The organism is Campylobacter sp. RKI_CA19_01128 (assembly GCF_025771175.1).
Lineage (GTDB): Bacteria > Campylobacterota > Campylobacteria > Campylobacterales > Campylobacteraceae > Campylobacter_D.
Genome location: NZ_JAKMPU010000015.1, coordinates 1 through 14,311 on the forward strand (window position 1 = coordinate 1; position 14,311 = coordinate 14,311).

At 26.9% G+C, this 14,311-nt stretch carries 12 protein-coding genes; 8 read left to right on the forward strand and 4 right to left on the reverse strand.

Translation table 11 applies throughout. The annotated features are described in order from the left end of the window. Window positions 1–289: 289 nt before the first annotated feature. Window positions 290–679, reverse strand: a complete 390-nt coding sequence (locus L8U98_RS07705) for a hypothetical protein (RefSeq protein ID WP_263725442.1) — start codon at window positions 677–679, stop codon at window positions 290–292. A gap of 508 nt (window positions 680–1,187) precedes the next feature. Between L8U98_RS07705 and L8U98_RS07710 the strand changes: the two genes are divergently transcribed. Then, window positions 1,188–2,108, forward strand: a complete 921-nt coding sequence (locus L8U98_RS07710) for a helix-turn-helix transcriptional regulator (protein WP_039618391.1) — start codon at window positions 1,188–1,190, stop codon at window positions 2,106–2,108. A gap of 11 nt (window positions 2,109–2,119) precedes the next feature. Here the strand turns inward: L8U98_RS07710 and L8U98_RS07715 are convergent, their stop codons facing one another. Continuing rightward, window positions 2,120–3,595, reverse strand: a complete 1,476-nt coding sequence (locus L8U98_RS07715) for a PD-(D/E)XK nuclease family protein (protein ID WP_263725441.1) — start codon at window positions 3,593–3,595, stop codon at window positions 2,120–2,122. Window positions 3,596–3,698: 103 nt separating this feature from the next. On the opposite strand from L8U98_RS07715, the gene L8U98_RS07720 reads away from it, so the two are divergent. The 4 genes from L8U98_RS07720 to L8U98_RS07735 all read left to right on the forward strand — a co-directional run bounded on the left by L8U98_RS07720 (window position 3,699) and on the right by L8U98_RS07735 (window position 7,382). After that, window positions 3,699–4,247, forward strand: a complete 549-nt coding sequence (locus L8U98_RS07720; RefSeq protein ID WP_263725440.1) for a hypothetical protein — start codon at window positions 3,699–3,701, stop codon at window positions 4,245–4,247. Further along, on the forward strand, window positions 4,244–4,687 hold the full coding sequence (locus L8U98_RS07725; protein WP_263725439.1) for an agmatine deiminase family protein: 444 nt from the start codon (window positions 4,244–4,246) through the stop codon (window positions 4,685–4,687). The genes L8U98_RS07720 and L8U98_RS07725 overlap by 4 nt, the downstream gene beginning before the upstream one ends. 66 nt (window positions 4,688–4,753) lie before the next feature. Then, window positions 4,754–6,676 carry an AAA family ATPase gene (locus tag L8U98_RS07730; protein ID WP_263725438.1) on the forward strand — a complete coding sequence of 641 codons (1,923 nt, stop codon included), beginning with the start codon at window positions 4,754–4,756 and terminating at the stop codon, window positions 6,674–6,676. 13 nt (window positions 6,677–6,689) lie between these two features. Beyond that, the gene (locus L8U98_RS07735; protein ID WP_263725437.1) at window positions 6,690–7,382 is read left to right on the forward strand and encodes a hypothetical protein; all 693 of its coding nucleotides are present in this window, start codon (window positions 6,690–6,692) and stop codon (window positions 7,380–7,382) included. Here L8U98_RS07735 and L8U98_RS07740 read toward each other — a convergent pair. Together L8U98_RS07740 and L8U98_RS07745 are read right to left on the reverse strand one after the other, a co-directional pair. Then, window positions 7,374–8,711: an McrC family protein gene (locus tag L8U98_RS07740; RefSeq protein WP_263725436.1), complete on the reverse strand. Its 1,338-nt coding sequence runs from the start codon at window positions 8,709–8,711 to the stop codon at window positions 7,374–7,376. The genes L8U98_RS07735 and L8U98_RS07740 overlap by 9 nt on opposite strands. Further along, window positions 8,695–10,590, reverse strand: a complete 1,896-nt coding sequence (locus L8U98_RS07745) for an McrB family protein (RefSeq protein ID WP_263725435.1) — start codon at window positions 10,588–10,590, stop codon at window positions 8,695–8,697. Before L8U98_RS07745 ends, L8U98_RS07740 begins: the two co-directional genes overlap by 17 nt. A 175-nt stretch (window positions 10,591–10,765) precedes the next feature. Between L8U98_RS07745 and L8U98_RS07750 the strand changes: the two genes are divergently transcribed. The 3 genes from L8U98_RS07750 to L8U98_RS07760 all read left to right on the forward strand — a co-directional run. Further along, entirely contained in the window at window positions 10,766–11,431 is a 666-nt protein-coding gene (locus L8U98_RS07750) for a YIP1 family protein (RefSeq protein WP_263725446.1), read from the forward strand. Window positions 11,432–11,495: 64 nt separating this feature from the next. Continuing rightward, window positions 11,496–12,995: a DUF2779 domain-containing protein gene (locus tag L8U98_RS07755; RefSeq protein WP_263725434.1), complete on the forward strand. Its 1,500-nt coding sequence runs from the start codon at window positions 11,496–11,498 to the stop codon at window positions 12,993–12,995. 129 nt (window positions 12,996–13,124) lie between these two features. After that, the coding region (locus tag L8U98_RS07760) for a WG repeat-containing protein (RefSeq protein WP_263725433.1) at window positions 13,125–14,311 on the forward strand (1,187 nt) is incomplete at its 3' end.

A 14,311-nucleotide genomic window follows, 5' to 3' on the forward strand; every position in this document is an offset into this window, starting at 1 on the left:
GCCATCATCTTCCCAACCATTATTATTTTCATCATTAATACTAACTTGAGCATCATCATCTTCGATATCGCTAGCACCTTCTATGAAAGGAAACGGAGAACATGAATACTTATTATCTGTTAAAACCATCATTGTTAGAATCTATCGCTAAATTATCTCTTAGCTTTTGGAATGGTAATTTCAATAAATGATATATTGTCACAATATATACTAAAAATCCAAAAGAAAGTAGTATATTATAATGCAACATAACACTATTTAAAAAATTTTCAACTACATTTTTTATACTTCAATTAGTATTTACACTTTTTGAATTTGTATTTTGGTTAATACTTGTGTTTTGCTCCCACAGCCTATCAAGCATAACATTAAAAAGCTTAGTGGTATTAGTTTCATTGCTTTTGGATATATAGTTTTTAACATCATCAACCCTTGTTTTGATTTGATTTTTTTGAGTATTTGCATGAAAGAGTGCTTTTAGCTCTTGTTCGTGTCTTGTTTTCAACTCCTGAGTAATTTTTGTGAGTTCATTATTTACACTCAAAGCTAAATTTAAATCACTTTGACTTTTTTCTAATTTTGCGTTTGTGTTATCTAGCTTAAGATATAAAAATACATTAAGTATAAGCATTAGAGCTAAAGCAATATAAAGCTTTGTATTGTTAAATAAAAATGACATATTATTTGTAGTTTAAAGTAGGTTTTTGTATAATACTTTCAAGGGTTAGCCGTAGGTCTGACCCCCTATGGCTTAATCTAACCCTAGAAAGTAGGTGATTAAATTTGAGCTATATAATCCACATAATCTTTATAATTATACTACTTTGTATAATTATAGTCAAGGCTTATTAACCTTGTCCCCTTTTTTAGGGGGATTATGTGGTAACCTACTCTAAGCTTACTCCTTTCTAAAATTTATTTGTGATTTCTAATTTTATATTTGATAAATCTTGCTGATATAGCAAATCATATAATTTTTTACAAGCTTGTCTGCTTTGACCTATAACCTAGTAAAAACAACCTTTTGTATTCTAATAATTATATATTTATCATCTTTTACTCTCAAATATTATTTTCTAAATAAACTTTCATTTCCAAACTATAAGTTTTACAGCGTTTATAAACTAGACTTTATTTGTTTATAAAGCAATTGTTGTTAATATTTTGAAAAAATTTAGAGAAAAATCATGAAAGATCTTAAAAAATACATTGCAAATTCCAAACTAACACGCCTTGAAGTTTTATATGAAAAATTAGTAAAGTCTGAAAATGGCATAACCATAAAAGAACTAGCCCAAGAACTCAATGTAAGCGCTAAAACCATAAAAAGAGATATGCAAGGGGTTTTTGAGCCTATGGGGCTTATTAAAAATGGAAGAAAATGGCGTATCGATACAAGCAAAGACATTCAAGAGCAAGATGATGAAAAAATAATCCTTGAAGTGCTTGATACCATGGCAAAAAGTGCCGGAAATAGCTTTTATGCTAAGGCTCATCCCCTACTTTCTAAACTTTCTCAAAATATCTCTAACCCCATCCATACTAGCCTAGATGCAGAAAAGCTAGAAGAAAAAGATTTAAGCAATTTTCAAATCCTCGAACAAGCTATCAACACCAAAACACAAATTGTCTTTAAATATGAAAATAAACTTTTCCAAGTAAAACCTTTAAAACTAGCTTTTTTTAGTGGATTTTGGTATTTGCTTGCTTTTGATATGAAAAAACGTGATATTTTCAAAAAATTTTATTTAAAAAATATCCAAAACATCACCCTAACCCAAGAGCATTTTCAAACCGATGAGAGTTTAGAAGTAAAACTTCAAAGAGTAAATTCTATATGGTTTAGCCTTGATAAGCCTTTTACAGTAAGGCTTTTAGTAGAAGAACCGATACGAAAATACTTTGAAAGAAAGCCTCTAAATTCACAAATCATCACCGGTAAAGACAAAGATGGCTCCATAGAAATAGAGCTTGAGATAACTCATGAAATGGAAATTTTACCTTTGGTGTATTATTACATACCTTATGTAAAGGTTTTAGAGCCTGATTTTATAGCAAATAAAGTCAAAGAAGTAGTTGGAGAATACCTTGATCAAATAAGCAAATGATTGCTTATTTGTCAGGATTTTAATACTTTCTTAGCTTTATTTAAAGCTTTTTCAATCGTGTCATTTTCTATAAAATTTTTTATCTCATTATAAATATAATCTTCTATAGTTTTAAATTTATCATCCTTAGTGGTTTTATCATAGTCAATCATATCATAAATAAATTCATAATCTATATCTTGATTTTTTTCACCTAAAATTATTTTTTTAAATATACTAGCTTTCAAGATATTTAAATTTTGATTTTTTATCTCTTGTATTATCTTTTGTATTGCTGATTTAAAATTTTTGATTTTTTCATCATATTCTTTGCGTTCTTCATCATTTTCATAATAATAAGTAATACAAAAATCAATACGCAAATTTTTATAATTTTTGCCACAAAAGTATAAATTAAATGTTGGTATTATAGTGCCATCTATATCTTTTTCATGATAAACAGTAAAGAAATTTTTGGTTAAGTTGATTTTATCATGGTATTTTTCCACAAGAAAAATATTTTTTCTTATTTTTTTATTTTTAAATTTCTTTTCGAGTTTATCCATAAATTCACTCATTAATTCTTCACAAATTTCATCCCACTTCTCTCTTACTATTTCTTTTGCTTTTTTATATTTATCATTATCTACATCTTTAAAATCACTTTTATTTTTAGTATATCTATATAAATTTGTAGCATTGTTTAAATTTTCTTTGCTCGATTTCAAAAATTCCATGACATAATCTTTAGCCACATAATCATCTATAGCTACATACCAAGTTAAAAGAGTTTTATACTGATTTAAAGTAAAAATCACATTTTGCATATCATTTTTAAATTTTTTATCAATTTCATTGTTTTTAACTTTATTCTCACATACACCTATACAAGCATTAATCCACTCTTTTATCCATTTATAATCTAATTTTAAATAATAACTCATTTTTTTATCATTGCTACCATATATAAGATCATCATTTATTTTAAATCCATTTCTTGTGCCTAAACTATACTTGCTAGGCTCGGTATCTTCATTTTTATGCAAATAAATAGTAAGTATATTTTCATGAAAATCATCTATATTTTTAACTTTTTCTTTTATGTGTTTTATGTAGTCTTTGAGTTGATTTGGCTGATCTTTTGCTTTAAGTTTATTTTCGATGATGATATATCTTTTATCTTTTAAGCTTATGAGTATATCGATCCTTCTATTATCTTTAGCACAAGCTTCTGTTTCTACGCTTTCTATGTCATGGGCTGTAAGATTTTTAAATTTCTTAGCCTTTGTATATCTTCCAAGCTTTTTTAAAAACTCATTTGCAAAAAGCTCTTGATAATGATCATCATGTGGATCGATCAAATAAGCTATAAATTTAGAATGATAAATTTCCATTTCTTGTACGCCTAAAGCTTCAAAAATATTTATATCACTCATACCTTTTTTGGTGTTTTCTTCAAATTTATCGTTAGCTTTTAACAATTCTTTAATGAATTCGTTATTTTTCATTTTTTTCCTTGAAATATTTTCACAATTATACTACAAAAATATAGACTACCATTGTCTGCTTTTTTTAGATATGATTTTTCAAATCATTCAAAAAGGATTAAAAATGCTTCAAACCATGAAACACATCCTAACTCACACCGATGAGACTTTACTTGCAAAGAAATTTGGCTATAACAATGTAGAAAAATTCACTAAAACAAAAACTTTGTTTTTAGAATGCGAAAGCATACAAGAGTGGCTTTTAAAAGGACATTATGATATAGTAAATTCCTCTTTAGAATTTATACAAAAATTTGATTTTATTTTAGATAAAGAAATTTTAAATTCAATTTTAAAACAAAGTATTTTATTAAAAGATAAATACACAAAATTACAAGAAGCAAAAGCCATCATAAAAACAAACTTTAAACGTAAAAGCGAGCCTTTGCATGCTTTGATGTTTTTATCTCATTTACGCGTGCTTAAATTTCCTATTAGCAATGATATGCTCTATCTTGATAAAATACAAATCATGCAAAAGCTCAAAGAACTAACTATAAAGCATTATGAAAATTCACAAGGCAAATTAAAGCTTTGGGGAGATATCTTACAATATGACATTATTTATGATGATGAGTTGTTAGTTTTAAGCATGCAAAAGAGCGATGAATGATAGCTATTTCTACACTTTTATCATCAAAACATAAAAGAATTTATCAAAATCTTGTGCAAAATTTTGCTAAATTTAACATCGCTTTTAAAGAAATACCAAGTAATGATATATGGTTAAGAGATTTCATGCCTTTAGTGTATGAAAATACGGCAACAAGCTATATTTATGATCCTGATTATCTTAGAAATTATCCACATTTAAAAACCACTATAAAACCTCTAAAAAATCACTTAAATTTAATCCTTGATGGAGGTAATTTCATAAGAAAACATGATGTTGCCTTTATGTGTGAGAAAATTTTTAGCCAAAACCCAACATTTAGCATAGAAAGCATTATCCACACTTTAAAACAAAGTCTAAATTTAAAACACATAGTCTTTTTACCAAGACTAGCTTATGATAGATACACACATAGTGATGATATTAATAATTTTTCATAACTAGACAACTAAAGTCTAGTTATTTTGTTTATAATTGCATTATATATCTTAGTTTAAAGGTTTATAATGCAAACAAATACTTCTACTCTTACTCACATTGCGGATTTTGATTACTACTCACATAATGTAAAAGTCATCTCACTACACGCACAAATGCTCTCAAACAGCAAACAAATCAAAAAAGATTTTTACAGCGAATTTGAAGATACACTAGAAAAAGATAGTAAAATCCCTAGTTTTATCTACAAACAATACTCCAAATTTATCTATCCTAGCTTTTTAAAGAAAAATCTAAGTTATCTTAAAAAATACTTAAATTTTACTCAAGCAGAATGTGATGTGTTTGCGTTTTTTTACTATGCAAACAAAGGTAGATTTGCCCTACACCAAGGTTATAGCACTGCTTTGGGTAAAAAGATCATAGAAAAAATTTTCAACCACACTTCAAAAGATGTCAATAAAGCCTTAAGTGATGATTCTATGCTTTTTAAGCTAGATGCCTTGTGTTATTATGATAGCGATGCCTTTGGTATAGATGTAAATAATTTTGAAAGCATTTTCACTCAAGATATTAGCAAAACTACACTTATGGGTGAGTTTTCGTATTTTTTACCTAAAACTAGACTAAATTTGAGTGATTTTGACTATATACAAGAGGAATTAAATACTATCATTACTTTTTTAAAAAAACGCCAAAAAGGAAATATTTTTATATATGGAAAAGCAGGCGTAGGCAAAAACGAACTTAGCGCACTCATAGCTAAAGAGCTTAGTAAAGAAGCGTTGTGTGTTAAAGATTGCGAAAATGATAAAAAATCAAGTAGAATTTCAAATTTTTACGCACTTAAAAAGATACTCAATCCAAAAAAACAAATGATAGTCTTTGATGAGTGCGAGGATAGTCTTTGCTATGATTCTTTAAAAGAGAAATTAAAAATCAACAAAATCTTAGATGAAGAAAATGGCATTTGTGTATTTTTATCAAATTCTAAAGACATGGATGAGGCGTATTTGAGGCGTTTTGATGTGATTTTAGAGCTTGAAAGTATGCCTAAAGAAAAGAAAATTCAAAATATAAAAAAGCTATTTAATAAAAAAAATATAAAAATAGATGAAGCCATTATAGAAAATATAGCTTCTCATCCTGAACTTTCTCAAGGGGTTATTTTAAAATGTGCAAATAATGCTAAGATCTTTAAAAGCAAAAGCCAAGAAGTATTTGTAAGATTGATCAATGAAAATTTAAAAGCAAGATCACTTCAGGGCATTTCAATGCCAAAAAAAGACAAAAAATACGATTTAAGCTTGATAGAATGTGATTTAAATTTACAAGAACTAATAAACAATATCGATAAAAATTCAAGTTTGAGAATTTTAAGCTATGGCATAGCAGGTAGTGGAAAAAGCGAGTTTGGCAAAGAACTAGCTAATGTTTTAAACAAAACTTTACATTCTTATAAACTTAGCGATATTTTAGATCCTTTTGTGGGTAATAATGAAAAAAATATCGCAAACATTTTCAAAAAAGCTTCTAATAATAATGCTATCTTACAACTTGATGAAATCGATGCGTTAATTTATAGTAGAGATGAAGCAAATAAAAGCTGGGAAAAAAGCTTAGTCAATGAAATGCTTATGCAAATGGAAAATTTTGAGGGTATTTTCATAGCTTCTACAAACTACCTACAAAACCTTGATAAAGCTAGCATAAGAAGATTTGATCTAAAGATAGAATTTCAGGCACTAAAACAAGAAAAGCTTTTAAAGGCTTTTGAATTTTTTGCTAAAGAATTAAATTTAAGCTTTGATAAAAAGCAAATTGCAAAAAGACTCTTAAGGCTTCAAAATATTTGTTTGGGCGATTTTGCGCTAATTCTTAGACAAAATAAAATTTTTAAAATCAAAAACGCCGATGAGTTTTTAGAAAAATTAGAAAAAGAATCAAAACTCAAATCAGATGATGAAAAAATCAATATGGGATTTTTATAAAAAGGATAAAACTATGAACATAACACTTCAAGGAACAATACACAAAAGCTTTGTGTTTGGATTTAATGATATAAAAGCAAAAGAACACATTAAAGCATTATACGAAACAAATAATGATGAGTTTAATTTCCAAACACAAATTCAAAACACAGAAAATATACAACTACTAAGCCAAAGTTATCATTTAGAAAATGGATATTTTTTAGATGTAAATACTCAAAGCAAACTTTTGTCTTTTGAAAATTTTTTAAGTCAAAATTATGCGGATTTTAAACATTTTTGTGTTGTTGATTTTATAAAACATAATGCAAAAATACACTACAAATTAAAAGAAACAAATACAAAAAGCAAACTCTATCATCTTGCAAGCGCATATGCCTTTCCTAAAAATGGATGGATAGATAAAAAAGTGCTAAACATCAATGACATCTCACCTTATCAAAACATACTTATAGAAGGGTTATTTTATATTAAAGAGCAAGAATTGCTAGAAATTATAAAACAAAATGAAAATTTGATAAGAAATAATTTTTATTTGAAAGATTATGATTTTTCAAAAGGTTTAAAAAAACTTTTAGATGTGAGTTTGGATATTTTATTTGCTAATATTAGCACGAAAAATTTTAAACCCTATAAACTAGAAATAAACTCTATCGCTCACGAGGATATAGAAAGAAAAATTTCTTTTGTTAAGCTACTAAAATGATTGTTTTAGTAGCTCTTTGATCCTTTCTATAAATTGCGTTTCTTTTTGGGTAATATACTCAAGAGTGATTTCTTTATCTTGACTATCTTCAAGAAAAATTCCATCAACTATAAATTTATACTCATCTGAAAGGATAGAATTTTCACTATGACATTTTGCTTTTTCAAATTCTTGCATAGGATATAAAAGTCCACCTAAAAACACCTTGCCTATCTTTTGATAATACCCCATATAAGTATGAATTTGAAATAAATCGTTTCTGTCTAAATCTCCCATGCCATTTTGGCTTCTACCTTCCATTTTCATTCTTTTATATTTAGTATCAAAAACCATGTATATATCATCTTTAGACAAAACAATATCAGGTATTATATAGCGTTTATAAAAGCTATTTTTATAAATTTCAAGCTTTGGAGAATCAACCATATATTCTTCAAAATTATTTCTTAAAAGTTTGCTTATATAAATTTCAAAAAGCTCTGCTATATTAACGATAAAACCATAACTTTTTTGATCATTTTTATTTTTACTAGTGAAATTTTGACTTTCTATGATCATTTTTGCATATTTTAAAAGCTCTTTGTAGTTTTGATAGTTTTGATTTCTCAAGGCTTTGCTAGAAAAGGCTTTGTTTAAACTTTCTTTTATAAAACAATGCTCGCTTTTATTTTGCACTAAATAGGTTTTTATATGCTTTACATTTTTTAAAAAGCCTGAATTTTTCTTTTCTATGACTTCTAATGCTTTATATAATACATTAATAATATGCACATCTTCTATTTGCTCTCTTGTTTTTGTAGCAACCTTTGCTTTTAAAGGGATATTGTGTTTTATAAATTCAACCATATCGATATTTCCCTTAAAGCGCAAATTGTTGTATTTTTTACTTTGATAATTTTTAGGCAAACCTATCAAAAAACTTTTTTCAAGTTTTTGCACAAAGATATAAAAAAGTATAAACTCACTTATATTGCTTTCCTTTTTTACATCTTGATAAATACTCACATCATCAACAAATACATCATTAGCATAATTTAGCATTCTTTCTAAAAACTTCTTGCCAAACCTGGAATTTATCTCAACTTCCAAACCATTATAAGAAATTTTTCCTATATAATTTCCACTAGCAATTTGCCTTTTATTTTCTTCAATCGTTCGCAATGAAATGATAGGATTTTTAGCATTTTTGCTTAAAATTTTTTCATCATCATTGAAAAAAGAAAAGAAATTTCCATTTTTTATAAAATCTTCAAAATACAAATCAAAATCTTGTATTCTTGAAGATTTTTGATCTATTTCTATAAAGCTATTATCATTTATTTTTATCATCGTTTTTTTCTATAACAAAAAGTTTTTTTAATTTATCCAAGGATGCTTGTATGTCTTTTTCACTATATTCGCTTCTTAAATACTCTTTTAAAAGCGCTTCAAAGCGGTTGCTAAAAAGTTTTTTCATATCACTATCTTTAATCTCATCATTTTTAAATTCAATTTTTAGAAAATAAGAATGCCCAAGTTGATACTTTTCACCTATATCTTTACTAATTTTATCGTTTAATTTTTTACAAGCTTGTGCGTATTCTTCAATATTATTTGCATAAATTTCATCTCTTATTACATTATAATCACACTCCATTTCTTGCCATATAAAGCGTCTTCTAAGCGCTAAGTCAAAGCTATCTATACTTTTATCTAAATCATTCATAGTTCCTAGTAAAAACATATTTTCAGGCACATAAAAATCCTCATCATCTCTCATAGAGGCATATTGTGTTTTTATCTTGCCTTTTTCTCCTCTATACTCAAGCGCATAAAGTAATTCTCCAAAAACCCTAGATAATTCCGCACGGTTAATCTCATCAGCTATGAAAAAATACCCATGATCACTTAGAGCTTCATTAAAATTTCCTTTTTCTAGTTTTTCTAAAAATCCTTTTTCTTCTTCTTTTGCTTTATCACAAAATTCTCTAAAAATTCCATTTTTAAGCTCAAGTTTCAATTGTCCATTTTCAATCCCTGTAGGTTTAATACCTTCTATAAAATCCTCATAAGAAAAACTTGGGTGAAATTGAGTAATGAGCATTTGATTTTCATTTTTAATGATATTTTTTACATTATTTACTATAGTGTAGGTTTTTCCAGTTCCAGGAATTCCATGAAAAATGATGTTTTTATGCGTTTTTAAAAGCTTTTTAAAGCCTTCTAAATCATTGCTTTTTATATCTGCTTTGCCACATAAATTTGCAAAATCATAAGCTGCTTTGTAAAGTTTATAATACACACTTTCAGTTATGTTGTTTATATATTTTTCACCATCACCTTGTAGTTTATCTTTTGTAATTAAAGCCAAATCAGATTTTTTTATCTTATCAATCAAATTTAAAAATTGATCTAAAATATAGTATTTTGGAAGATGTTTTCTTTCTTGTATTTTAAGTTTTTCTAAAACAAAATTAAAATATTCTTGTTCATTATTTGAAGTATTTTCTTTTTTTCTTTTCTCAAGTTCATCTTTTGAATTTTCATTTAGCATTTCAAAGATATATTTAGCCATATTTATCATAGCATCATTTGCAAGTGGAAATTTATCATTACTTTCTAAGTTAAATTGTAAAAAATATGCTAATTCTCTAGCAGTAGCTTTCATACCTTCTACATTTTCAAGCATATCGAGTAATTGTGTCAAGTCTTTACTTTTATCTGAAGCATCTTTTATTTTTTTAAGATTATCAACTAATTTTGTTTTATCTTTTAATAAATTCGTAGCATTACCTTGCATTTTAGCACTATTTATACTTTTATCCCACCATTTTTCAAAAATATCTTTTTTAAAATTACCCTGATTGAAATCTATCTCGTCTATTTTTTCTTTACCAAATGTTTCGCTAAAATTATCCACAATTTTGCTTTTTGTTTTTAAAAATTCACCATTTTCATCAAATTTAATATGTATAGTACTTTTATCATTATAAATGTATAAATAATTCTCAAAAGCTTCTTTTAAACTATCAAATTTATCCTTATTTTCCTTATAAATGTCATCAATCAAATCCCTAAATTTCGATTCAATATTATCATTTCCTGAAATTACACTATTTCTTTCCTTGCCAAATTTAGTATGATAAATATAACATTTTCCATCTTTATCAAAAAAATAACCAAAATTTTTATCTTTAATTGCATTTAAACTAGTTTTTAAATCACTCATAGTTTTCCTTAGTTTTGATTTTTATAATTATAACTTAATTTTTGCATTGTTAATTATACCAAAATAAAAAATTTAAAATAGACAAACACAGTCCACTAAAATAAATTACAATTGTAAAATAAAAATATCAAGTCATGGAGGTGTTAAAAAATAAAAATCAAATTTAAAATAACAAATCAAAAAACAAAGGAATAAAATGAAAAAACTATTTTTAATTTTAAGCATGTTAATGTGTATATGCTTTACTTTTACTAATGCTGAAGTAAATTATAGAACAGCACAACAAGATATAACAATAGAAAAAACCATAGATAACAGTACAAGCACAAAAATAGCTCAAGAAGATTATACCAATACAATAATCATCACCATAGCTATCTTAATATATATCATCATAGCTGCAGTGCTTGTGTATTATGGATTAAAAGGTAAGGTGGTTATATATAGAAATACAATAGATCTTAGCTTGTGTGTTGGATTATTTGCTGTATTGCCTTTAGCCTTTATAATCTTTATGACATTATTTCTAATGCGAATAGAAAGAGATACTGCGCTAATTATTATGGGTGTCATTGCTTTTATATGGGCATGCGTTGTATTATATATAGCATACACAACACTAAGAGATAATCGTAATAATCCATTACTAATGATTTTAATACTACCTTTAAAAATAACATTAGGATTATGGTATGGACTTAGTATTTTTGCAGTTTTGAGAAAAAGCAATCTTAAAACCGTAGCGCAAAGAAGAGAAGAAAAACAAAATGCGTTAGCACGCTTTGCTTTTTCAAGCGGACTAATTTATGCTCTAATGCGAGATAAACCTTTGAAAAAATAATACTCTAGCCTATTTTAATAAAAATAGGCTAAAATTCAAACAAAACAACAAAGAAAGGTAAATAATGTTTTTTTCAAAATCAAGATACACAAGAGGCACACAATGTGCTAAGTCTTTATGGCTGAAAACTTACAAAGATGAAGTACTAAGTACCCCAGAGAATACTTCGGATAAATTTAAAACTGGTAACAAAGTAGGCGATCTAGCCTGTGAGCTTTTTCCAAATGGAGTAAAGATAGAATTTGAAGGTAGTTCTTTGAATGAAAAATGCGAACAAACTAGAAAACTATTAGAAAATAACCAAGAAGTGATTTACGAAGCTACTTTTTGCTATGATGGCATTTTGATCATGATAGATATTTTACAAAATACTAAAGATGGTATGATCATTAACGAAGTAAAAAGCTCTACATCTTTAACAAAAACACCTACTTCCAAAGTAATTAAAAAAACATATATAGATGATTGTGCTTTGCAATATTATGTTTTGTCAAATTTGGGTTATAAAATCAAACAAGTTAACCTGATACATTTAAACAATAAATACTATAGAGGTGATTTTCTTGATATAAATCGACTTTTTAAGTTCAATGACATCACAGATAAAGTTATCCAAAACCAAGAAGAAGTTAGAAAAAATTTAAAATACTTTGAAGAAATTTTAAGTAAAAATGAAGAGCCAGATATAGACATAGGAACACATTGTTTTGATCCTTATGATTGTGATGGATATAAGTATTGTTGGGTTGAACAAAGAAATTTATGTGAAAATGAGAATATATTTAGCATTTCAAAATCTAATAAAATTTTTAATTTGTACCGTAAAAACATAATCAATTTTAAAGATATAAAAGATCTGTCTACTTTTACCGAGAATCAACAAATCCAAATCAAAGCTTCACTCAATAAAGAAATCTACATAAACAAAGAAAATATCAAAAAATTCTTAGATACACTAACCTATCCCATATATCATCTAGATTTTGAATCCTTTACGCAAGTCATACCTGAATACAGGGTAGTCAAGTCTTATATGCAAATTCCTTTTCAATACTCTTTGCATATAGACTATAAAGACAAGTTAGAGCATAAAGAATTTTTAAGCGAATGTGGGATCGATCCAAGATATGAACTTGTAAGAAATTTGATCAATGATATACCAAAAGATGTTTGTGTGCTTGCTTATAATGCAAGCTTTGAAAAAAGTGTTATAAGAAATTTAGCACTTGCTTTTCCTGAATTTAGCGAGCATTTGTTAAATATAGAAAAAAATATCAAAGATCTTATGATACCTTTTCAAAATAAAGATTATTATCATTATAAAATGCAAGGGAGTTATTCTATAAAAAAAGTCTTACCAGCTCTAATCCCTGATATGGAGCAAGCTTATAAAAATTTAGGTTTAATCCAGAATGGAAGCGAAGCTATGAAAAGTTTTGAAACTATGCAAAATATGGATGAAAACAAAAGAAAAGCTCTCCGCCAAGCCTTGCTAGAATACTGCAAACTTGATACTTTAGCCATGGTAAAAATTTTAAAACATTTAGAAGAGCTTGTAAAATAATAACTATATTAAAAGCCACTGCTTAGAGTTTTTATATCAATCTCTAAGCAAAAATCATCAAACCAGACAGCAGTAGTCTATAAAAACACATTATAATAAAATATTATATCAATCAAAAAAGGAAAACATGTGAAAACAACACTTTTAAAACTAGATAAAAATCTTGCTAATAAAAAAATAATAAATTGTGGTGTTATAAAAAAAGATGAAATGTATTATGCAAGTTTTGAAGAAGATTCGATCTTATTTGACATCAATGGAAATATACTAAAAAAAATCGCTGGCAAGATTTATCACTTAAATGATGATTTATATGGACTTTGCTGCACAAAAGCAAAATGTGGTCTTATAGATAAACAAGGAAATTTAGTTATAGAAGCAAAGTATGATGATATTTATGATTTTAGCGAAGGTTTAGCTATAGTTAAGCTTAATGGAAAATGGGGTTTTATAGACAAGCAAGGAAATTTAGTTATAGAAGCAAAATATGATGATATTTGGTATTTTGATGATGGCTTAGCTAAAGTTAAGCTTAATGGAAAATGGGGTTTTATAGACAAGCAAGGAAATTTAGTTATAGAAGCAAAGTATGATGATATTAATGACTTTAGAGAAGATTTAGCTGTAGTTAAGCTTAATGGAAAATATGGCTTTATAGACAAAAAAGGAAATTGTATCATAGAAGCAAAGTATGATGATATTTATGATTTTAGCGAAGGTTTAGCTAGAGTTAAGCTTAATGGAAAATGTGGTTTTATAGACAAGCAAGGAAATTTAGCTATAGAAGCAAAATATGATGATATTTGGTATTTTGATGATGGCTTAGCTAAAGTTAAGCTTAATAAAAAATGGGGATTTATAGATAAGCAAGGAAATTTAGTTATAGAAGCAAAATATGATGATATTCGGGGTTTTGATGATGGCTTAGCTGAAGTTAAGCTTAATGGAAAATACGGATTTATAGACAAAAAAGGAAATTTAGTTATAAAAGCAAAGTATGATTGTGTTTGGGATTTTAGAGAAGGTTTAGCCAGAGTTAAGCTTAATGAAAAATGGGGCTTTATAGATAAGCAAGGAAATTTAGTTATAAAAGCAAAATATGATGATGTTGATGATTTTAGAGAAGGTTTAGCTGGAGTTAATCTTAATAGAAAATGGGGCTTTATAGACAAAAAAGGAAATTTAGTTATAAAAGCAAAGTATGATTGTGCTTGGGATTTTTGTGATGCTTTAGCCAGAGTTAAGCTTAATGAAAAATGGGGCTTTATAGATAAGCAAGGAAATTTAGTTATAGAAGCAAAATATGATGATGTTGA